The 20,674-nt window shown below is 70.9% G+C and carries 16 protein-coding genes; 9 read left to right on the top strand and 7 right to left on the bottom strand.

Annotated elements, in window-relative coordinates; translation table 11 throughout:
- Positions 1-15: 15 nt before the first annotated feature.
- The 4 genes from AIF0345_RS13655 to AIF0345_RS13640 form a co-directional block, all read right to left on the bottom strand.
- Positions 16-1,074, bottom strand: a complete 1,059-nt coding sequence (locus AIF0345_RS13655) for an alpha/beta hydrolase (RefSeq protein ID WP_043562656.1) — start codon at positions 1,072-1,074, stop codon at positions 16-18.
- A complete protein-coding gene (gene metX / locus AIF0345_RS13650) occupies positions 1,071-2,258 on the bottom strand; it encodes a homoserine O-acetyltransferase MetX (RefSeq protein ID WP_268917816.1) in 1,188 nt (395 codons plus the stop codon). The genes AIF0345_RS13655 and metX overlap by 4 nt, the downstream gene beginning before the upstream one ends.
- A gap of 122 nt (positions 2,259-2,380) precedes the next feature.
- Positions 2,381-3,307 carry a hypothetical protein gene (locus AIF0345_RS13645; protein WP_285296443.1) on the bottom strand — a complete coding sequence of 309 codons (927 nt, stop codon included), beginning with the start codon at positions 3,305-3,307 and terminating at the stop codon, positions 2,381-2,383.
- A gap of 719 nt (positions 3,308-4,026) precedes the next feature.
- Positions 4,027-5,373, bottom strand: coding sequence for an O-acetylhomoserine aminocarboxypropyltransferase/cysteine synthase family protein (locus tag AIF0345_RS13640; RefSeq protein ID WP_285296442.1), 1,347 nt, complete (start codon positions 5,371-5,373; stop codon positions 4,027-4,029).
- Between the two features lie 267 nt (positions 5,374-5,640).
- Here AIF0345_RS13640 and AIF0345_RS13635 point away from each other — a divergent pair, with 267 nt between their 5' ends.
- Complete coding sequence (locus AIF0345_RS13635; RefSeq protein ID WP_285296441.1) at positions 5,641-7,221, top strand: C40 family peptidase; 1,581 nt, start codon at positions 5,641-5,643, stop codon at positions 7,219-7,221.
- 90 nt (positions 7,222-7,311) lie between these two features.
- Here the strand turns inward: AIF0345_RS13635 and AIF0345_RS13630 are convergent, their stop codons facing one another.
- Positions 7,312-7,812, bottom strand: a complete 501-nt coding sequence (locus AIF0345_RS13630) for an inorganic diphosphatase (RefSeq protein ID WP_043562643.1) — start codon at positions 7,810-7,812, stop codon at positions 7,312-7,314.
- 185 nt (positions 7,813-7,997) lie between these two features.
- On the opposite strand from AIF0345_RS13630, the gene dacB reads away from it, so the two are divergent.
- The 4 genes from dacB to AIF0345_RS13610 all read left to right on the top strand — a co-directional run bounded on the left by dacB (position 7,998) and on the right by AIF0345_RS13610 (position 14,299).
- Positions 7,998-9,395, top strand: a complete 1,398-nt coding sequence (gene dacB, locus AIF0345_RS13625; RefSeq protein ID WP_268917822.1) for a D-alanyl-D-alanine carboxypeptidase/D-alanyl-D-alanine endopeptidase — start codon at positions 7,998-8,000, stop codon at positions 9,393-9,395.
- A gap of 46 nt (positions 9,396-9,441) precedes the next feature.
- Entirely contained in the window at positions 9,442-10,629 is a 1,188-nt protein-coding gene (locus AIF0345_RS13620; protein WP_285296440.1) for a zinc-dependent metalloprotease, read from the top strand.
- Between the two features lie 82 nt (positions 10,630-10,711).
- The gene (gene hpt, locus AIF0345_RS13615; protein WP_285296439.1) at positions 10,712-11,266 is read left to right on the top strand and encodes a hypoxanthine phosphoribosyltransferase; all 555 of its coding nucleotides are present in this window, start codon (positions 10,712-10,714) and stop codon (positions 11,264-11,266) included.
- 2,364 nt (positions 11,267-13,630) lie between these two features.
- Positions 13,631-14,299, top strand: a complete 669-nt coding sequence (locus tag AIF0345_RS13610; protein ID WP_268917825.1) for an AIM24 family protein — start codon at positions 13,631-13,633, stop codon at positions 14,297-14,299.
- 26 nt (positions 14,300-14,325) lie between these two features.
- On the opposite strand, the gene cas6 is transcribed toward AIF0345_RS13610, so the two are convergent.
- Complete coding sequence (gene cas6, locus AIF0345_RS13605; RefSeq protein WP_285296438.1) at positions 14,326-14,484, bottom strand: CRISPR system precrRNA processing endoribonuclease RAMP protein Cas6; 159 nt, start codon at positions 14,482-14,484, stop codon at positions 14,326-14,328.
- A 245-nt stretch (positions 14,485-14,729) separates the two neighbouring features.
- The gene (locus tag AIF0345_RS13600) at positions 14,730-14,948 is read right to left on the bottom strand and encodes a hypothetical protein (protein ID WP_285296437.1); all 219 of its coding nucleotides are present in this window, start codon (positions 14,946-14,948) and stop codon (positions 14,730-14,732) included.
- Between the two features lie 641 nt (positions 14,949-15,589).
- On the opposite strand from AIF0345_RS13600, the gene AIF0345_RS13595 reads away from it, so the two are divergent.
- From AIF0345_RS13595 to folE, 4 genes are all read left to right on the top strand, one after another.
- A complete protein-coding gene (locus tag AIF0345_RS13595; protein WP_268917853.1) occupies positions 15,590-16,342 on the top strand; it encodes a hypothetical protein in 753 nt (250 codons plus the stop codon).
- Between the two features lie 158 nt (positions 16,343-16,500).
- On the top strand, positions 16,501-17,766 hold the full coding sequence (locus AIF0345_RS13590; RefSeq protein ID WP_268917827.1) for a C40 family peptidase: 1,266 nt from the start codon (positions 16,501-16,503) through the stop codon (positions 17,764-17,766).
- 111 nt (positions 17,767-17,877) lie between these two features.
- A complete protein-coding gene (ftsH, locus tag AIF0345_RS13585) occupies positions 17,878-20,097 on the top strand; it encodes an ATP-dependent zinc metalloprotease FtsH (RefSeq protein ID WP_285296436.1) in 2,220 nt (739 codons plus the stop codon).
- Positions 20,094-20,666: a GTP cyclohydrolase I FolE gene (gene folE / locus AIF0345_RS13580; RefSeq protein ID WP_268917829.1), complete on the top strand. Its 573-nt coding sequence runs from the start codon at positions 20,094-20,096 to the stop codon at positions 20,664-20,666. The genes ftsH and folE overlap by 4 nt, the downstream gene beginning before the upstream one ends.
- Positions 20,667-20,674 lie beyond the last annotated feature (8 nt).

Genomic DNA, 20,674 nt, shown 5'->3' with positions numbered 1-20,674 from the left:
GGCGCCGGACGCTGCTCAGCGCAGGACGTAGCCGCCCAGCCACCGGCGCATGGCCGAGAAGACCTGCTCGCGCACGGGCGGGGCCGACAGGACCAGGTCGTGCACGCCGTCGTCGAACCGGGCCACCGTGACGAGCTTGCCCAGCCCGATGGCGCGGCGGGCCGTCGCGTCGGCGTCGACGATCGTGTCGGTGCGCCGCGAGTCCTCCGTCCACGTCACCCCCAGGTGGCTGCGCGCCGACCCCATGGACAGCACCGGGCAGCGGATGTCGAGCCCGGCTGCCACGCGCGCCTGCCCGTCCAGGATGGCCAGCAGCCAGCCGGGCCGGATCGGCGCCGAGGGCAGGAACGACCAGCCGGGCTCGATGCGCCACCCGGTGACGTAGGGGTCGTCCGCCCAGGCGGGGTCCGGCAGCTCGCCGTCGCGCTCCAGCCACCCGTCGGTGACGCGGAAGAGGGTCTCGGGCGCGTAGGCGGGAGTGGGAATGGACATGCGCGGGTCGCGCAGGGCGAGCGTCCTGAGGACCGGCTCGCCGACCATGCGCACCAGCTCGGAGCCCTGGAGCTCCAGCCACGCCGAGTTCAGCACCAGCGCCGCCAGCGCCCCGGGGTGGCGGTCGGCCCACAGGCAGGAGGTGAGCCCGCCCGCGGAGTGCCCGCACAGGACGACGTCGGTCTCCCAGCCGCGCTCGGAGCGGATGGCCGCCAGGGCCAGGTTGATCTCCTCGTCGTAGTCGGTCAGCGAGGCGATCCACCCCAGCATCTGCCCCTCGCGCAGCGAGCGCCCGTAGCGGCGCAGGTCCAGGGCGTAGAAGGCCCCGCCCAGGCGCGAGATCTGCCGCGCCAGCTCGGTCTGGAAGAAGTAGTCGTTCCAGCCGTGGATGTACAGCAGGGCGAAGGTCGGGGTCGTCGGGGTGCTGGGCAGGGCGCCGGGGTCCGAGGCTGGCACGTGCCGCACCAGCGTGGCGACGGCGCCGTCGTCCTCCTCGTCGGGCAGCAGCTCGAGCGTGCGCGCCTCGAAGCCGGGCCCCAGCAGGTCGGGGCCCCAGGCGCCGGTCGGGGCGGGGGCGCTCATGGGCCGGCCTCCGCCCCGTCGAGGAAGCGTCGCAGCACCGCCTCCATCTGGTCGGCCTCGATGAGGAAGCCGTCGTGCCCGTGCATGGAGTGGATGGTCTCGCGGTGCGCCCCTGGGATGCCGGAGGCGAGCTCCTCGGCCTGGGCGGGCTGGAAGAGGCGGTCGGAGTCGACGTCGACGACGAGGGCGCGGGCGGTCACGGTGCCCAGCGCGGCGGGGATGCCGCCGCGCCCGGTGCCGACGTCGTGGACCATCATGGAGTGGGTGACGATGAGGTAGGTGTTGGCGTCGAAGCGGGCCAGCAGCTTGCCCGCGTGGTAGTCGAGGTAGGACTCGATCTGGTAGCGGCCGCCGACGGCGGGGTCCTCGTCGCCCTGGTGGGCCCGCCCGAAGCGGGTGTCGAGCTCGGCGGCGCTGCGGTAGGTCGTGTGCGCCAGCGCCCGGGCCAGGCCCAGGCCGCGCACGGGGCCGACGGCGTGGGAGTAGTAGTCGCCGTCGAAGAAGAAGGGGTCCGCCACGATGGCGAGCTCCTGGAGGTGGCACCAGGCGAGCTGGTCGGCGGTGGTCGAGGCGCCGGTGGCCACGAGCGCCAGGTTGCGCACCCGCTGCGGGTGGCTGACGGCCCACTCGACGGCGCGGTGCCCGCCCAGGGAGGCGCCGATGACCAGGTGGAAGGCGTCGATGCCCAGGGCGTCGGCCAGGCGCGTCTCGGCCTCGACGGCGTCGCGGGTGGTCAGCCACGGGAAGCGCGAGCCCCAGGGGCGGCCGTCGGGGGCGGTGGAGGAGGGGCCGGTCGAACCCTGGCAGCCGCCCAGGATATTGGCGGCGACGACGTAGTAGCGGTCGGTGTCGATGGCGCGGCCGGGCCCGACCAGGGCGCCCCACCAGCCGGGCGTGGGGTGGCCGGGGCCCGCCTCGCCGGTGACGTGGGAGTCGCCGGTCAGCGCGTGCAGGACCAGAACGGCGTTGTCGCGCTCGGGGGTCGGCGTGCCCCAGGTCTCGAAGGCGAGGTGGGTGTCGGGCAGGACCTCGCCGGACTCCAGGGGCAGGTCGCCGATCTCCACGAAGCGGCGGTGGCCGGGCTCGTCGCCGGGCCGCCACGCGCCGGTGGGGGAGCCCGCCCTGCGGTCCACGAGCTTGAGCGCCGCGGTGCCGACGCCGGAGCCGGAGGGGAGCGAGGTCATGGCGGCCATCGTATCGTGGCGGGGTGGCGGGGTGATGCGCCACGGGCCGACGTCGGCCGGGAATCCGAGGATCCCGGCCGTGCCGGGCCGCCTTGAGTGCTGACCTGAGTGCTGGAGGAGAGCTATTCCTTCCACTCCACCAGTATCTGTCGTGAGGTGAGTTGCTCGGCTCCCGCGACCTTGGTGGCCTCGCCGCCGTCGACTCCCACGATGTACAGGTCGAACAGCGCTTTGCCACCCGGGTCCTTGGCGCCCGTCGAGTCTGCGGCCAGGAACGCGATCTTCGTGCCATCGGGACTGAATACCGCGGTTCTGACCTTCCGTGTACTCGACTCGGGGAGGAGGTCTCGTTCCTCGATAGCGTTCGGGCTGGGCGTGGCCTGGTACGGAGACGCGCTGTATGTCGTCAGGTGGCTGCCATCCGTTCTTACGCACATATTGCTGCTCGACATGTCGTCGGGGTCGTAGCACTCCGTGCCCCGCTTGTCATCCCAGAACCAGTGGTTATGTCCCGACAAGGTGTCGCCTGTGACGGTGCCGTCATTCTGGAGCACGTAGGTGGAGCTGGATTCCTTCAGGTCCACGGTCTCTGCCGTAGAGCTCCCGTCCTTGACACGAAATAGTGTTGTGATGCTGCCGGTTCCGCTCTCGGGCTTGCGCGCGAAGTAGAAGCTGTTGTCGGTTCCGAATGACGGCAGGAAATCCATGCTCGCATCGAAGTCGCCCACGGCCGGCGCGGTGGCGGTCATGTCGTGGAACGACCCGGACTCGTCGATATATCCCGCTATCGTCCTGAGGTTCCCCGCGCCTCCCTTGTTCGATTTGGTTGCGGCAGCTTTGTCGTAGCTGGTCGAAAAAGCTCTGCGAATTACGAGTCCCATGTAATTGCCGGAGCCTCGGCTGTCGGGGGTCGCTTCATACCAGTTGACGAACTCGACCGACTTATCTGATGGAGCGAATTCCCGGGAGCCCGTGACAGACCCGCTGCTGGGGTCTACGGCCTCAAGAGTGGGAAACGATGTGCTGGCGGGATCGTCAAGCTGGGGCATGGTCGCCACGATGATGCCGTGCAGGCCGGAGCCCGTCGGTGTCGCTTCAGGCGGGGGCGCGGTGGCGGTCTCGGTGGCGTCGGCGCCTGTCGGCGAGCTCGCCTTGCTCTCCGTCGTAGAGGTAGAGGGTCCTGGTGGCGACGTCGTGGAGGACGCGGGCGAACCGGCGGAGCCCCCTCTGCCCGCGCAGGCCGCGAGACCCGCTGCGCAACCCATCGCCGTCAGCGCCCTCATTGTGAGAAGCATCGACCGCCGGCTCGTGCCGGCCACTGCTTGTGCGTTCACTGTGTTACCTTCTTGCGGATCGGACTCGTCTGCCGGGCCGTCGAGATCCGCGAATGGTGCTGAAACATGTGGTGTCGCCGCTCGCCGTCACAGGGCGTCATCCATTGAGAACAGCGTCGTTCGTGATCGAGGCGCGGGGGCGAACCAGGATTAATCTATCCTGTGCCTCCGGAGTGAACAATACCCTAATTCTTTAGTATTATTTCTTACACGCTAGAATCTGCGTATCGTGCAGTGAGAGGTGCGCTGGTGCCGGCGAGGCCGCTGAGGCGCGGCGCGCCCGGCGGCGGCTCGGATTCTGCGGCATCCCCCTCCTGTGGACTCGCTGAGCCCGCCCTTGCGCATTGCGCGAACCGATCTCGAGCCGGAACTGGACCGATCTCGGCGCGGAACTGGACCAATCTCGGCGGGGGTGGGCGGCCGGCCCCGGGCGCTCAGCGCGCGACGGCCGCCAGGCCCCGCTCGAGGTCGGCGAGAATGTCGTCGATGTGCTCGATGCCGATGCTCAGGCGCACCGTGCCGGCGCTGATGCCCGCCCTGGCCAGGCCGTCGTCGTCGAGCTGTGAGTGGGTCGTGGTGGCGGGGTGGACGCACAGCGAGCGGACGTCGCCGATGTTGGCGAGGTTCGAGAACAGGCTCAGGGCGTCGATGAAGGCCGCTCCCGCCTCGCGCCCGCCGGCCAGGTCGAAGGCGAAGACGCTGCCCGCCCCGCGCGGGCAGTAGGTGCGGTGCAGCTCGTAGTACGGGCTGGACTCCAGGCCGGAGTAGCGCACCTCGGCCACCTCGGGCCGCCCCTGGAGCCACCGGGCCGCTGCCAGGGCGTTGTCGACGTGGCGCTCCATGCGCAGCGACAGCGTCTCGATCCCCTGGGCGACCAGGAATGCGTTGAGCGGGGACGCGGCGAAGCCGAGGTCGCGCTGCCCTCTGGTGTGGGCCCTGAGGATGAAGGCCATGTTGGCCCCCATCGTCCCGCCCTCGCCCAGGTCGCGGGCGTAGACGATCCCGTTGTAGGAGGGGTCGGGGGTGTTGAAGTCGGGGAAGCGCTCGGGCTGGGCCGCGTAGTCGAAGTTTCCCGAGTCCACGACGACGCCGGCCACCGACGAGCCGTGCCCGCCCAGGAACTTCGTGGCCGACTCCACCACGATGTCGGCGCCCCACTCGATGGGCCGGGTCAGGTAGGGGGAGGCCATGGTGTTGTCGACGACCAGCGGGACGCCCAGGGCGTGCGCGGCCGCGGCGATGGGCTCGATGTCGAGGATGTCGCCCTTGGGGTTGGGGATCGACTCGCCGAAGAAGCAGATGGTGGTCCCGTCGGCCGCCGCGGCCCACGCGGCCGGATCGGCCGGGTCGTCCACGAAGCGCGTAGTGATGCCGAGACCGGGCAGGGTGTGAGTCAGCAGGTTGATGGTGCCGCCGTACAGCGACGGCGAGGCGACGATGGAGCTGCCCGCGCCGCCGAGCGTGAGGAAGGTCAGGGTCTCCGCACTCATGCCGGAGGCGACCAGGTGCGCGCCCACTCCGCCCTCGAGCGCCGCGATGCGGGCGGCGACAATCTGGTTGGTGGGGTTGTCCAGGCGCGTGTAGATCGGGCCCAGCGAGCGCAGGGCGAAGCGGTCTGCTGCCTCGGCGGCGTCGGGGAAGACGAAGGAGGTCGACTGGTAGATCGGGATGGCCCGCGCCCCCGTGACGGCGTCGGGGGTGTGCCCGGCCTGGACCTGCTTGGTCTCGAAGCGCCAGCCGTCCGGGCTGGCGGCGGTGGGAGGGGTGGTGCCGGTGGGCATGTGACGCTCCTTCGCTTGGGCCGGGTGCGGGGTTCACGGTAGCGGGAGCGGCTGGCCTCAGCGCTCCGCCGTCCGCGCGCCGGATCCGTGTGGTGGATGTCACGACGACGGCGAGAGGGTGGCTGCGGGGCCGCGACGCCGGGACGAGGCTCATGTGACTACTGTGATTTGTGTTGTTCTTGTTTTGCATTGGGGCGTATGCGATTATTGTGTCCGTTGAGAGAGCGCGTCCGTCAGGAGGGCGTGCCGCGACATGACGGAGAACTTGTGAGCCTGACCCATCGCACGCGGCGGCCGCGCGGTGCCGTGCGCCTCACTGGGCTGACCGGTGAGCGCTTCGGCACGGCCCTGGCCGCCCTCACCCTCACCGTGGCGCTTATGCCGTCGGCGAGCCCCGCCGCGCTCGCCGACGGTGTGGCGCCCGCCGCCCAGTCCGAGCCGGCTGACGCCACCACGTCGGTCGCCGATATCGAGGCTCAGCTCAGCCAGCTCAACGTCGATCTTGAGACGGCTCGGCGGGACGCCCAGATCGCCACCGAGGACTACCTCGTCGCGGTCAACGACCTTCAGACCGCCACCTCGGACGCCGAGACGGCGCAGGCGAACGCCGATGCCGCCGCCGCGGACGTCGACGCAGCGCGCCTTGACCTGGGCGCCGTCGTCGCCGAGACCTACGAGCAGGGCAACACCGGCCCCCTCGACGCCCTGGCCCCGTTCCTGACGGGCCAGTCGCTGGGGGACGCCACTGACATCTCCATGGTCCTGGAGAGCATCGGGACCAGCACCGATGCCCGGGTGCGGCACGTCGAGGCCTGCCAGATCGAGGCGGACACCACGCAGGCCCTGGCCGAGCAGAGGGTCGCCGACAAGCAGACCGCGGCCACGAAGGCCGAGGACGCCAAGAACGACGCGACCACTGCTGCGACGAACGCCCAGACCGCGGTCACCGACACCGAGACCAGGCGGTCCGAGCTCATCACTGAGCTGGCGGAGCAGCGTCACACGAGCTACGAGGACGAGAACCAGCGCCAGGAGCAGGCCGAGGCCGATCGCAAGGCTCGTGAGGAGGCCGCCGCAAGGGCCGCGGTGGGAGCCCCGGCTGCGTCGTCGGCCCCCAAGGACCCTGATCCTGTGAGCCCGAAGCCGACGGAGACCCCCTCGCCGGCTCCGAGCGCCGAGCCCACCCCGACGGCGCCACCCACCCCGGAGCCGACTCCGAGCGCCGAGCCCACGCCCGAGGCGACTCCGAGCGCCGAGCCCGCCCCGGAGCCGACCGAGGCCGCCGAGCCCACCCCGAGCGCCGAGCCCACGCCCGAGCCCACCCCGACGGCGCCACCCACCCCGGAGCCGACTCCGAGCGCCGAGCCCACGCCCGAGGCGACTCCGAGCGCCGAGCCCGCCCCGGAGCCGACCGAGGCCGCCGAGCCCACCGAAGAGCCGTCGCCGGAGCCCGAGCCGTCGCCGGAGCCCGAGCACGTCTACGGTGCGGGCGCCGAGACCGCCATCGCCACGGCCAAGGACTACCTCGGCGTGCCCTACGTGTGGGCCGGCGAGTCCTACGACGGCGTGGACTGCTCCGGTCTGACGATGCTCGCCTACCAGGCCGCGGGGATCTCCCTGACGCACTCCTCGCGCGTGCAGTACGGAGAAGGGCTGCAGGTCGACCTGGCCGACGCCCAGCCCGGCGACCTCGTCTTCTGGTCGGAGGACGGCACCCAGGAGGGCATCTACCACGTCGCCATCTACCTGGGCGACGACCAGATGATCGAGGCGCCGACCTTCGGCGTTCCCGTCCGGATCACCGAGATGCGCTACTCCGAGATCATGCCCTACGCCGTGCGCCCCTGACGGGCCGCCGCGCGCCCACCGCCACCGCGGCGCCGTCGCCCCCTGGCCTCCGCCGAGGCAGGGGGCGACGGCGTCTCCGGTCAGCGGCTCTCAGCTGCTCTCGCGGGCGACCCGCTCGGCCTCGCGCTCGTAGGAGCGGCGGATCTCCTCCTCGGCCTCCTCGCGGCCGACCCAGTGGGCGCCCTCGACGCTCTTGCCGGGCTCGAGGTCCTTGTAGACCTCGAAGAAGTGCTGGATCTCCAGGCGGTGGAACTCAGAGACGTCCTCGATGTCGGTGCGCCAGGAGGCGCGCTGGTCGGCCGACGGCACGCACAGGACCTTGTCGTCGCCGCCCTTCTCGTCGCGCATGCGGAACATGCCCAGGGCGCGGCAGCGGATGAGGCAGCCGGGGAAGGTCGGCTCCTCCAGGAGCACGAGCGCGTCGAGCGGATCCCCGTCCTCACCCAGCGTGCCCTCGACGAAGCCGTAGTCGTCCGGGTAGCGCGTCGAGGTGAACAGCATGCGGTCCAGCATGATGCGGCCCGTGGCGTGATCCACCTCGTACTTGTTGCGGTTGCCCTTGGGAATCTCGATCGTGACGTCGAACTCCACGGGTCCCTCCTCTTACTGGTAATTGCCATCAGTTGTCCGTCATAGTCGGCTTCAGCCGTCCCAATGGCACTAGTGTGGCCTACGACGGCACTCCTGCGGGACATCCTACGGCCGGTTCCCCACGGCGGGGTCCCGACTGCTCCCGCTGGGCCGTCCAACCCGCGGGCCGACCCATTGGAGGAGATGTGCGCAAGGCTCAGATCGCGGCGCTCACTGTCGCCACACTCGCCGTCGCGAGCGCCTACTACGGGCTCGCCGACTCCCTCGACCTCGTCCCGGGTCCACTGAGCGCGGCCTCGACATCCTACCGCCCGGAGCCCTACCCGACGCTGTCGCCTCCGGACGAGGAGCCGGGTGCGCCGTCGGGACTCGACGCCGACGCGCCGGTGCCCGCGACCGCGGCCCTGAGCTCCATGGCCACCACCCTGGCCTCGGACCCCATGGTCGGCAAGGCCACCACCGCCGTCACCGTCATCGACGTCGCCACCGGCGAGACCCTGCTCGACGTCAACGGAGGCACCGGCATGACGCCGGCCTCCTCCAACAAGATCCTCACCGCCTGGGCGGCGCTGTCCTCGCTCGGGCCCGAGCACACCCTGACCACCAAGGCTGTCGTGTCGGGCAGCACCGTCACCCTGGTCGGCGGCGGGGACGTGCTGATGGCGGCCGACGCCGGGAACCCGGACGCCACCGTGGGGCGCGCGGGCCTGGGGGACCTCGCCCGCTCCGCCGCCGAGGTCCTGCAGGCCAAGGGTGTCACCAGCGTCAGCGTCGCCCTGGACGACACCCTGTTCGCCGGCCCCACCTGGAACAGCGGCTGGGAGGACGGCAACCAGGCGTGGGTCGCCCCGATCCAGCCGATCATGCTGGACGTGACCGCGCACTCCCACACCGGTGACTACCCGACCGACCCCGCCATGGAGGCCGCGAAGGCCTTCTCCGGCCAGCTGACTGCCGCAGGCATCACCGTGACGGGCGACGTCGCGCGGGGCGCCGCCCCCTCCGACGCCACCGAGCTCGCTTCCGTCGAGTCCGCGCCCCTGGCCGATGTGCTGTCGGTGTCCCTGAAGGCCTCCGACAACACTATGACCGAGGTCGAGGGGCGTCTGGTCGCCGTCGGCGCGAAGCAGGAGGCCGGCTTCGAGGGCGCCACCGGGGCCGTGCTGGCCCAGCTGAGCGCCGACGGCTTCGACACCACGGGCGTCACCCTCGTCGACTGCTCGGGCCTGGCCCTGGGCGACAAGGTCCCCAGCCGGCTGCTCGCGCAGATCGTCGCCCGAGCCGCGGGCGACGACGGCGGCACCACCGGCCGGACGCTGCTCACCGACCTGCCCGTGGGCGCGCTGGACGGGACGCTGGAGGAGCGGTTCGTGGGCGTCGGAGGCGCGGGGACTGTGCGGGCCAAGACCGGTTCTCACAACACCGTCGCCTCTTTGACGGGCACGGTCGTGACCAGGGAGGGGCGGCAGCTGGCCTTCGCGGTCATCATCGACGGCTTCGAGGACGGCGGCCTGACCTCGGCGCGCACGGCCATCGACAACGACTTCGTGACTCCGCTGGCCGACTGCGGCTGCCACGGGTAGGGCGTGGCCGGCGCGGCTCGCGCGGCGGCCCGGGGACAATGGGGGCGTGAGTCCGAGCACCGTCTTCGCGCCGACCGCCGCCGACCTCGTCGACTGGGACGCCGCCGTGCGCCTGTCGCGCGTCGTCGTTCCCGCGGGCCCGCGCGTGCCGACCTCCACCCGCCGCGCGACCGTCGCCCTGCTGCGCCGCAGCATTGCGGGCGCCCTGCCCTGGGCCGGTCGCATCACCGGCCTGACCGACGCCGCCCGGTGCGCGGCCGAGACCGCCGAGGTCCTGGTGGTGGACCGCGCCGGCCTCATGACGGCGTCGGCGGCCTGGCTGCGCGGGCTCATGGGCGGGGTGCCTGCGCCCAACGCCGGCCGCGGCGCGCGCACGCTCGCCACCGCCGAGGTCGGCGCCGCCCTGGGCTGCCTGTCCACCCGGCTTCTCGGCCAGGTCCTGCCCCCGCTCGACGGGAGCCGCGCGGGCACTGGCGCCGCGGCCCGGCCCGGTGCCCGTCTGCGGGCCCGCACCGCCTCCGCCGTCGGCGCCCGCCGGCAGCCTGGCGCGCGCCTGCTCCTCGTGGCTCCCAACGTCCTGGAGATCCGGCAGCGCCTCGAGCTCGACGTCATCGACCTGCCCGCCTGGATCACCCTTCACGAGGCGACCCACCTGATCCAGCTGAGTGCCGCGCCATGGCTGGCGAGCTACCTGGCGGACCAGCTGCGCGCCGTCGTCGGCGGGCTCGTTGCCGCCGTCCGCAGCGCGGGTGCCGGAGGCCCGGACCTGTACGCCCGGCTCGCCCGGGCCGTCGCTCTTGCGCGGAGCGCGGACGGGCGCTCGCCGGAGCCGGTCGCGCTCCTGCTCAACAGCCTTCTGAAAGCGCCCGAGCGGGAGAGCCTGGCGCGCCTGGCCGCGCTCCTGACGCTCCTGGAGGGGCACGCCGAAGCGGTTCTCGACGCCGTCGACCCCAACCGCATGCCATCGGTCCATCGGCTGCGCGCCGTGCTGGCCCGCAGGCGTCGCGCCACCGGCGGCGTCGGGCCCGGCCCGAGCTCGGGCTCGCTGCTGCACCACATGATCGGCGTGGAGGCCAAGGAGGCCCAGTACGCCGATGGCGTGGCGTTTGTGCGCGCGGTTGTCGCACGAGTAGGGCATGCTGGGCTCAACACGGTGTGGAATGCGCCGGATAACCTGCCGCTGCCCGATGAGATCGCTCAACCCGACCAGTGGATCGAGCGTTTCGGACTGTGACCCGACCGGGGCGGTGGGGCCTGTCGCTGTGGCAGGCTTGACCGTGCCAGCAAACGTTCGTGCACATATGAAAGGAGCGCACATGGACGCTGCGGACATGGGATCCGACCTCGCGCAGGTCCTTATTACCGAAGAGCAGATCGCTCAGCGCCTCGATGAGATGGCCGCGCAGATCGACGCCGATTACGAGGGGCGCGACCTGCTGCTGGTGGGCGTGCTCAAGGGGGCGGTCTACGTGATGGCGGATCTGTCGCGGCGGCTGCACCGCAGCGCGGCCATGGACTGGATGGCCGTGTCATCCTACGGGTCGGGGACCAAGTCCAGCGGCGTCGTGCGCATTCTGAAGGACCTCGATACCGATCTGACCGGCCGCCACGTGCTCATTGTGGAGGACATTATTGACTCCGGGCTGACGCTGTCGTGGCTGGTGGGGAACCTGTCGAACCGGGGGGCTGCCAGCGTCGAGATCGCGACGCTTCTGCGCAAGCCGGAGGCCGCCAAGGTCGAGGTGGACGTGAAGTACGTCGGCTTCGATATTCCCACCGAGTTCGTCGTGGGATACGGGCTGGATTATGACGAGCACTACCGCAACCTGTCCTTTATCGGTACGCTGCGCCCCGAGGTGTACGGGGGCTGAGGAGGCGCACGGGGCTGAGCAGGTCGCCGGCCGGTGCGCTGCCGCTGCGCCGCTCCTCTTTTCTCTCTCCGTCGAGATCGGTCGTATTCCGGCTCGAGATCGGTCCAGTTCCGCGTCGAGATCGGTTCGTGCGGAGGGGCGGGGCCGGGCGTACTGGTGGCTGTGGCCGCGGTCGGGGCCGACCGGGAGGGTGCGCGGGCGGGGTTGCACATGGGAGAGGGGGCCTTCGCGCAGCGGGTGCAGTGTTTCGCTGAGACTCTGCGGATCTTCGGGGATCGCCAAGATGAGTTGATGTGCTCCCATGTGCGCAGACCCCCTACGCGCACGTGGGAGCACATCACCCAGTCTTGACGGGCACTCGAAAACCGCGGAATCATGAGGAGGACTCGCACTCGCCCCGGCAGGCTCCTCCTCTTCCACGTGCAGCCCCCTCCTCCGGCCGGACCGCCGCACACGCTGCCGGCACCGATCCTCGGCCCCAACGACTTCCACAACAGGGCCCAGGTCGATTCGTGTCGGAGCTGTCAGAGGCGAGCCATGGGAGATCCGCCGCGGCGGCGAGGTGGGGGCTGCGTGTTTGTTGGGGCGCGCGTTGAGTCTGGTCCTCGATTCGGAGCTTCCGATGCGGACGGGATGTCCGTCAGAATGACATTGGACGTCCGCGATTCGGGTCGGGGCTTAGAGATCCGCAAGATTGTGCGGATCGTTTCGCGTCACGCGTCGCCCCGAGACTCTAATGTCATTCTGACGGACAACCGGGGCTACTGCGCCGTGTGTCGGGCGGCAGCCGACATGGTCGAACGCGAACGGTGGGGGTGCAGGTCCTGTTCCGACTTCGCTTTTCGGCAAAAACGCCGTTGGAGGCTGTTTGCTGGAAGGGGAACGGGGCTGGTCGGCGGCACTCCGGGTCCCGGAACCGTCGGCATGGCGCCGGTTCCAGATTCAAGGGCTAGGAAATGCCGTGCACCTGTAGGTCTCTTAAGACATGCTGGGCTGTATCTGGCCCATCCGCATGTTGGGGTCTGGCAGTATTCTGCCTCTGAGCTTCCTTGAGGGCGCGGCCCGTTGGCGGGCGATCTGTGTCTGCGCCGCGAGAGGTCGATCGCCGGGTGCTTGGGCGCCTGTCTGCACCTGGAGGCGTGCGGCGTGTCGGACGCGAGCGTCACGATTCGGGGCAAACGGGTCGGAGCCGCACTTAGGACCTTGGAGCGATCCTTGGAGTCACGCGGTCTCGCCCCGGGGCGCCGGCGCGCCGAGACGCGCCTGTCCCAGACTGTGAAAACTCGGCCCGCATCCGATGCCGGCCCGGGCAGCGGCTTGTCGAGACGCGCTCGCTGCAGACGCCTCGCGCGCACCGCGTGCTTCCTGCTCCGAACGCGCTTCCTGTGCTGGGCGGTGTGGCACAGTTGGAGTGCCTTCCACGGCAGACGGCCCCTGACACCTGCTTGATTCAGCAGGGTGTCGATCTGCTGGGAGGAGGTGAGGGGACTGTGTCGCAGCAGTGTCCGCGTCACGCGGCTCCGAAGCGGGCTGACTGGCGCAGGACCCCGACGTGGTGCGAGATCGTTAGCTCACTCGCAGCCGTCGCCGGGGTCCTGATCAGCTTGATTCAGCTCCTCCGGGGCTGATCCCCTTCGGGAGCCATCCGGATACCGCCGGGTGGCTCCCACTCATTATGGCATCGGCGGGTGGGCGTGTCCATGGTCAACCACAGCAGCGAGCGGGACTTAGGTCCTTGCTTTGACCTCGACTTGTCGGCGCGGCGTCGTCGGAAGCTGCTCGCTGGCGGGGCCGTCGGCGGCGCTTGGCGTGATCGCAGGGAAACGTGGTGGTTGTGGGCCGGTGCCAGTCGTTCCTGTGGGCTGCTTGCGGAGCCAGTGACGGCCTGGGGCGCACAAGTGGCGTCATGGCGCCGGTTCCAGGGCCGGGGTCGGGAGGCGCCGTGCACCTGCAGGTGTGTTAAGGCGTGTCGGACGCGAGCGTCACGATTCGGGGCAAACGGGTCGGAGCCGCACTTAGGGCCTTGGAGCGATCCTTGGAATTACGCGGTCTCGCCCCGGGGCGCCGGCGCGCCGAGACGCGTTTGCCCCGGATTGTGACAGGTCGGCCCGCATCCGGCCCGTTTGGCAGCCGTCCTGTCGTCTTCGGGCCGGTGGCGGACAGTGCGAACTCGCCGGAACCGATCTCGACGCGGAACTCGACCGATCTCGGCGACCTGGGGGCCGTGCAGCGCCGGCCGGGCCCCGCTGCGACAGGCCCGGCCGCGACGGACTCTGGTGGGAACTACTCCCCGAGACACGTCCGCCCTCAGCCCGATAGCCTGGGGCGCGGCAGACCTACGCCGCTTTTGAACTGGAGAGTCCCATGCGCAGCCCCATATTCGACCAGACCCACCGCGAGCAGGAGACCAGCCAGCGCTGGACGCTCCAGTCCAACAAGATGCTCCGCGTCGTCCTCGGCCCGGAGGTCCTCGCCGCCCAGGGCTCCATGGTCGCCTACCAGGGCACCATGGACTTCTCCTACCAGGGGTCGAAGAACCTGAGCGGCATGCTCAAGAAGGCCGTGACCGGGGAGGGAGGCAACCTCATGCGCGTGACAGGCCAGGGCGAGGTCTTCTTCGCCCGCGCCGCGCAGAACGTCTTCCTCCTCCAGCTCGAGGGCGACGCCATCACCATCAACACGCGCTCCCTGCTCGCCTTCGACGCGAACCTCGGCTACGACATCCGCATGATCGGCAACGCAGGCCTGCTCGCGGGCGGCCTGTTCAACCTCCTCGTCCAGGGGCAGGGCATGGTGGCCATCTCCTCCGACGGCCCGCCGATGCTCCTCGACTGCTCCCAGCAGCCCACCTTCGTCGACCCGCAGGCCGCGATCTGCTGGTCCGCGAACCTCCAGCCGCAGGTCAAGAGCACCTTCAAGATGGGCTCCCTCATCGGCCGCGGCTCGGGGGAGTCCTTCCAGCTGGGCTTCCACGGCCCGGGCTTCGTCGTCGTCCAGCCGAGCGAGGGCCAGCCGGCCGTCGCCGGCTCCTGAGCCCGCGGGACGCGCCGGCGGGGCCGCTACGCGCCGTCGTCGGGCACGACGTCGATCACGCCCATGCCGAAGGCGGCGTGCGAGCCGACATTGGCATAGCGGGCCAGCGCCATGAGGCGGGAGAAGACGGCGGTTGCGGCGCTGCCGGTCGCCCCGGACGCGCGCAGCTCGCCGGTGCGGGCCATGATGCGGCGGTCCGACGGCCGGCCGTGGCCGTCGCGGCGCGGCGGGGCGTGCCGAGCGCGACCGGCTCGCAGCGGGTGTCGTCCCGGGTGATCAGGACCTTGTCGAGGCGCTCGCGCTCGGGCGGCCTGCAGGGCCTGGAGACGGACAAGTCGTGCGGCGGGCGGGGTTAAAGGCTCTTGGGGAGGTCGAGGACCCGCTGAGGGCGCCGATGGGGCAGGGGCTCGGATGGTTTGGAGCGCCGGGATCATCTGCGGGCGCTCGCCTCTGAACGGGGCGGGCAGGAAGGTCCCAGGCCGTCTCTGAACCTCGTGGAGGAGCCCCGGCCCCTGCTCGTGGGCCGCATTGTCGTGGTCCTGCTCCGCTCCCGGCGCCTGCGGCCCGAGCGCGCCGCCTTGGTCGCCTCGATGCCCGCCAGGTCCTCGGCGGCCTCGGTGAGGCGCTCCAGGTCCTCGACGCCGATCACAGCGGCTACGCGCAGACCGCGTCGGGTCAGGAATACGAGGGCGGGGTCATTTGCGTGGCAAGAGATCCCGCCGCGGAGGACCCATCGGCCCCCGGGCTCTGTCGCCTGCCGCGACCCCAAGCGCCGTCGAGCATGCTCTCAACCACCCATGGGGTGTCACCGTGGCCCGGCCGCACGCGGTGCCCTGCTCGCCGTCCAAATACCGGGCGACCGCGCGCGGCGTCGGCACCGACCGATGCTCACACGACTTTCGCAACAGGGCGGGCCGGGACGGACGCCCGGTTCCGGGGCCGGGCTGCGATCGGCTGCGGTGCGCTGAGACGGCCCGTACTCCATGACGGGACTGGTGTGGCTAAAGAGGTCTATGAGATTTCTGATGTTTAGAACCGATCTCGACGCGGAATACGACCGATCTCGGCGAAAGGAGGCGGTGGAGGGGCAAGCCGCCTGCCCCGGCGCCCGTCCGGCCAGCACATTCTGAGGTCAACTGCACTGTGATCTTCTCGCAACGTCGGGTAGGGTAGTTATGGCATGTGGCTCCCGTACGGCGCCCTCCGGGTGTGGTATAGGGCTGCCGCGCTCCCGTCCCCAGACCTTCCCGCCACTGTCTGGAACAACCGCGACCGCAAAGGAGAGGCCTTATGATTCGTCATTACGCTTCCCTCGCTGCGGTGCTTGTTGCCCTCGCGCTCGTGGCCGCACCCGCGCGAGTCGTCGCCGCAGAAGATGTCCGCACCGCCGAGCCCGCCGGGACCGCCTCAGAGCCGGCGCGGGCCGCCGGCTCCGCACGAACCGCCGTCGGGAACGACCCGGCGATCTCCACCTCCTGCTTCGTGGCCGAGATCGCCCCGTCGAACGCGGACGGCGGCTCGAACTCCGACAGCTCGACGCTTCCCCAGGAGCCGCCGAGCCCCGACGTCCCGGATGAGCCCGAGCCTCCGGCGTCGCCCCAGCCCGAGCCGACGCCGACGGCGGAGCCGCCGTCGGACGAGGTTCCGGCAACGCCCTCAGTTGAGCCATCACCTCTGGGGCAGACCCCCGCGCCGACCTCGGCAGGATCGGTCGCTTCCGAGTCGCCCTCCCCCATGTCTCTCAGCCCGACGCCGTCGTTCAGCGGCACCTCCTCCGCCTCCGGCGGGACCTTCGACTCGTATCCAGAGGACCCCGACGAGCCCTACGCGGAGGGCGATGATGTTGAACACACGGCGTCGGCCACCTCCGACGTCGTCGCCGCCAAGGACTCGCCCACCCGCACCATCGGAGGCCTGCTGGCCTTCACCGGTGCGGGCGCGGCCCTCATCCTGGCGGCGCTCACCCTCCTGGCCCTCGGCCTGCTCATGCTGTGGCGCAGCCGGGTCGAGGAGCAGTCGCTCTTCCGAGCACCCGATTACTGAAGCCCCCCGAGAGAGCGCCGGGCCCGATCTGCCCAGTTCGCGCGTTATCGTTTCGTGATCTGCGGTAGACTAGCCTTGCGTGCAGACCCCCCACGTCCCGCACGTGCGGCAGGCGCCGGTCCTGGCGCCCGTCGTCCTTGTGTCAAAGAGAAGAAGCTGTGATCACTCGTCATGTTCCCGTCGCCGCTGGGCTGACAGCCCTGGCTCTGGTGCTGACGCTCGGCGCTCCGGCCGCGGCTCAGGAGGTCGACGTCGCCGTGGTGCAGCCAGTGGTCGCCAGCCCCACCGGCGCTTCTGAGGTCGCCACCGTCCGTGATCTCATGGCCGCCTCCGGGCTCGCGCAGACGGTGACCACGGACGGCCACCTCGACCCCGACGACGGGGCCGGGATGACCTACTCCGTGCGGGACTCCAACGTCTCCGGTATCCTCGGCAACATCGCGGTGCCCACCGCCGACGGCCAGTGGGCCGTCCCGAGCGGTTTCCCCGAGCACCCCTCCACGCAGCCCGACGCGGTCTCCGTCGAGGACGAGATCGCCCGGGCGCAGAGCTTCGTCGATGCGGGCACCAGCCTCGTGCGGGACGACGCGCGCCCCTCCCCGCTGACCAGCAGCGGGGTCGTCCACGCCGGCCAGAGCGCCCCCTACCCGATCTCGGACGCCTCCTTCGTGGGCATGACCCTCATGGGCTGGGACTACTCGCACACCACCTACGTCGCCGAGGAGAACACGCGCGTGGGCACCTGGGTGGACTTCGGCCAGACCTCCGGCTCCGACCTCGCCAAGGCCAACGAGCTCGCGCGCTGGTTCTACGTCAACGGCGACCTGTGGCTCAACACGGCCGACGACTACCAGCGCGGCGACATCCTCTTCTTCTCCAGGCAGTCCCCGGGCGGCGCGGGAACCACCGGCGACTACTTCGCGAACGTCTACCACACCGCGATCTACCTGGGCGACGGCATGATCGCCCACTCCTGGGGGGACTCCGGGGCTGGCGTCGTCGTCGAGGCGCTGCCGGACTCCCTCAAGCAGGACCTCTCGCTAGTCGCCCGCCCCGCCCTGCAGGGCGCACCGGCGCCGAGCCAGTCCGCGACGCCCTCCACCGGGGCGGCCGAGCCCAGCATCCCCCAGGCGTCCGAGCCGGCCGTCGCGGACCCGACCCCCCAGGCCGCGGCCCCCACCACGCCCGAGTCGGCCCCGAGCCCGAAGGACGCGACCATCGCGGTGGAGGACGCCGTTCCGGGGGAGACCCCGTCCACCGAGCCGAAGGACGACATTATCGTGGCGGACCCGCCGCGCCGCCGCGACGGCCTGCTGGCCTCCACCGGAGCCGGGGGGATGGTCGTCCTGGTCGCGGCCGCCCTGCTGGGGGCCGGGGTGCTGCTGAGGCTGCGCCGTCGCCCCGGCGAGCACTTCGACATCTGACCCGGATCCCGCACCTGCACGCCGGTCGCGAACGGTGACCGTCCTCGCGGCAGGGGACCGCCCATGTCGGCTAACGTCGGGGGGTCAGACGCGCGAAAGGGACCAACGTCGATGAAAGTACCCGGTCAGACCGGAAAGATCCGCCCGAGCAGCCGGCCCGAGAAGAAGAAGGCCGACAAGGGCGGCTCCAAGCAGGGGGACAAGAAGCGTCGCGGCACGCTCGGTAACCCCCTGCTGTGGGTGGCCCCCGTCATCCTGATCGCGCTGCTGATCTGGGCGCTGCTGTCGGGGCTGGGCGGCTACCGTGCCATCGACACCTCCGAGGGGCTGGCGATCCTCAGGGACAACCCGACCACCGTCAAGTCCGTCACGGTGGTCGACGGCAACCAGCGCGTCGAGCTCGACCTGACCGAGGGCTACACCACGGTCCCCTCCGAGCCTGGCGAGACCGGCAAGCCTGTGGGCAAGAAGGTGCAGTTCAACTACACCGAGGCCCAGGCCACGCAGGTCGATGAGCTGGTCCAGGCGGCCGCCCCCTCCGGCGGCTTCAACTCCGTGGTCCCGACGGCGAGCTGGTGGTCCTCCATGCTCCAGCTCATGCTTCCCATGGCGCTCTTCCTGGGCGTCATGTGGTGGCTGGTCGGCCGCATGAGCGGCGGTCGCGGCGGGGCCATGGGCTTCGGGCGCTCCAAGGCGAAGGTCGGGCAGAAGGAGATGCCCGATGTCACCTTCGACGACGTCGCCGGCGAGGACGAGGCCGTCGAGGAGCTCGAGGAGATCCGCGAGTTCCTCTCCGAGCCGGAGAAGTTCCAGGCCGTGGGCGCCAAGATCCCCAAGGGCGTCCTGCTCTACGGCCCTCCCGGAACCGGCAAGACCCTGCTGGCCCGGGCCGTGGCCGGCGAGGCGGGCGTGCCCTTCTTCTCCATGTCCGGCTCGGAGTTCGTCGAGATGTTCGTGGGCGTGGGCGCCTCGCGCGTACGCGACCTGTTCGAGCAGGCCAAGGAGAACGCTCCCGCCATCATCTTCGTCGATGAGATCGACGCCGTCGGCCGCCACCGCGGTTCCGGCATGGGCGGGGGCCACGATGAGCGCGAGCAGACCCTCAACCAGCTGCTGGTCGAGATGGACGGCTTCGACGCGACGACGAACGTCATTCTCATCGCCGCCACCAACCGCCCCGACGTCCTGGACCCCGCCCTGCTGCGCCCCGGCCGCTTCGACCGGCAGGTCAGCGTCGAGGCCCCCGACATGGCCGGCCGCGCCGCCATCCTGCGCGTGCACGCCAAGGGCAAGCCCATGACCCGCGACGTCGACCTCGACCAGGTCGCCAAGCGCACCCCCGGCTTCACCGGGGCGGACCTGGCCAACGTCCTCAACGAGGCGGCCCTGCTCACCGCCCGCTCCAACGCCCAGCTCATCGACAACCGCGCCCTGGACGAGGCCATCGACCGCGTCATTGCCGGACCCCAGAAGCGCACCCGCGTCATGAACGACCACGAGAAGGCCGTCACCGCCTACCACGAGGCCGGCCACGCCCTGTGCGCGGCGGCCGGCGCCTACTCGGACCCGGTCACCAAGGTCACCATTCTGCCGCGCGGCAAGGCCCTGGGCTACACCATGGTCATGCCCAGCGACGACAAGTACTCCACGACCCGCAACGAGCTGCTCGACCAGCTCGTCTACGCCATGGGCGGGCGGGCCGCCGAGGAGCTCGTCTTCCGCGACCCCACCACCGGCGCCTCCAACGACATCGAGAAGGCCACCGGCACCGCCCGAAAGATGGTCACCGACTACGGCATGACCCGCACGGTCGGCGCCGTCAAGCTCGGCACCACCGAGAACGAGACGGTCCTGGGGCTGTCCGCCACCAACCGCGACTTCTCCGAGGACGTCGCCGCGACCGTCGACGCGGAGGTGCGCGCCCTCATGGACGCCGCCCACCGCGAGGCCTGGCAGATCCTGTCCCGCAACCGCTCCGTCCTGGAGGACCTCGCCAGCCAGCTGCTGGAGAAGGAGACTCTCCTGGAGAAGGACCTGGAGCGCATCTTCGCCTCGGTCATCAAGCAGCCCGAGCGCCCGCTGTGGCGGGCCGACGACACCCTCGTGGTGGAGGAGTCCGTCTCCGCCGCCGACTTCCCCGCGGCCGCCGAGTCCTTCTCCCGGCGCGGCAGGAAGGGCGAGGGCTCCGCCTCCGCCTCCGCCGAGGACGAGGACGCCGAGGAGGACCGGGAGCCCGTCGGCGACGAGGAACGGGACTCCGACGAGGAGGGCTTTGCGGAGCCCGAGGACGCTGAGGAGGACTCGGAGGGCCCTGAGGACCCGGCGTCGTGACCTACGACGCCGATGCCGTGCGCCGGGCGGTGCGCGACCTGCTTGTCGCGGTGGGGGAGGACCCCGACCGCGAGGGCCTGCGCGAGACGCCGGAGCGGATGGCCCGGGCCTACGCCGAGATGTTCGCCGGTCTCGACGAGGATCCTGGGGCGCACGTCGAGCGGGCCTTCGACGTCGGGCACTCCGAGATGGTGCTTGTGCGGGACATCCCCCTGTACTCCGTGTGCGAGCACCACCTGCTGCCCTTCCACGGGGCCGCGCACGTGGCCTACATCCCCGGTGACGACGGGCGGGTGACGGGCCTGAGCAAGGTGGCGCGCCTCGTGGACGGCTACGGCCGGCGCCCGCAGGTCCAGGAGCGGCTGACGGCGCAGGTGGCCGACGCCATGGTTGCGCGCCTGGGCTGCCGGGGCGTGCTCGTCGTCGTCGAGGCCGAGCACCTGTGCATGTCTATGCGCGGGGTGCACAAGCCCGGCGCGAACACCGTCACCAGTGCGGTGCGCGGCCTGATGCGCAACGCCGCCACCCGCAGCGAGGCCATGAGTCTCATCCTGGGGCGACGGCCCTGAGGGGCGCC

Origin of the sequence: Actinomyces israelii (genome assembly GCF_030253495.1) — a bacterium.
In the GTDB taxonomy this organism is placed as follows: Bacteria; Actinomycetota; Actinomycetes; order Actinomycetales; family Actinomycetaceae; genus Actinomyces; species Actinomyces israelii.
This window is presented reverse-complemented; position numbering and strand designations above follow the sequence as displayed.

Excerpts from the sequence above, each read along its gene's own strand:
- AIF0345_RS13655 (WP_043562656.1), bottom strand. The coding sequence starts at position 1,074 with ATGAGCGCCCCCGCCCCGACCGGCGCCTGGGGCCCCGACCTGCTGGGG.
- metX (WP_268917816.1), bottom strand. The coding sequence starts at position 2,258 with ATGACCTCGCTCCCCTCCGGCTCCGGCGTCGGCACCGCGGCGCTCAAG.
- AIF0345_RS13645 (WP_285296443.1), bottom strand. The coding sequence starts at position 3,307 with ATGCCCCAGCTTGACGATCCCGCCAGCACATCGTTTCCCACTCTTGAG.
- AIF0345_RS13640 (WP_285296442.1), bottom strand. The coding sequence starts at position 5,373 with ATGCCCACCGGCACCACCCCTCCCACCGCCGCCAGCCCGGACGGCTGG.
- hpt (WP_285296439.1), top strand. The coding sequence starts at position 10,712 with ATGGACGCTGCGGACATGGGATCCGACCTCGCGCAGGTCCTTATTACC.
- AIF0345_RS13610 (WP_268917825.1), top strand. The coding sequence starts at position 13,631 with ATGCGCAGCCCCATATTCGACCAGACCCACCGCGAGCAGGAGACCAGC.
- cas6 (WP_285296438.1), bottom strand. The coding sequence starts at position 14,484 with ATGGCCCGCACCGGCGAGCTGCGCGCGTCCGGGGCGACCGGCAGCGCC.
- AIF0345_RS13595 (WP_268917853.1), top strand. The coding sequence starts at position 15,590 with ATGATTCGTCATTACGCTTCCCTCGCTGCGGTGCTTGTTGCCCTCGCG.
- ftsH (WP_285296436.1), top strand. The coding sequence starts at position 17,878 with ATGAAAGTACCCGGTCAGACCGGAAAGATCCGCCCGAGCAGCCGGCCC.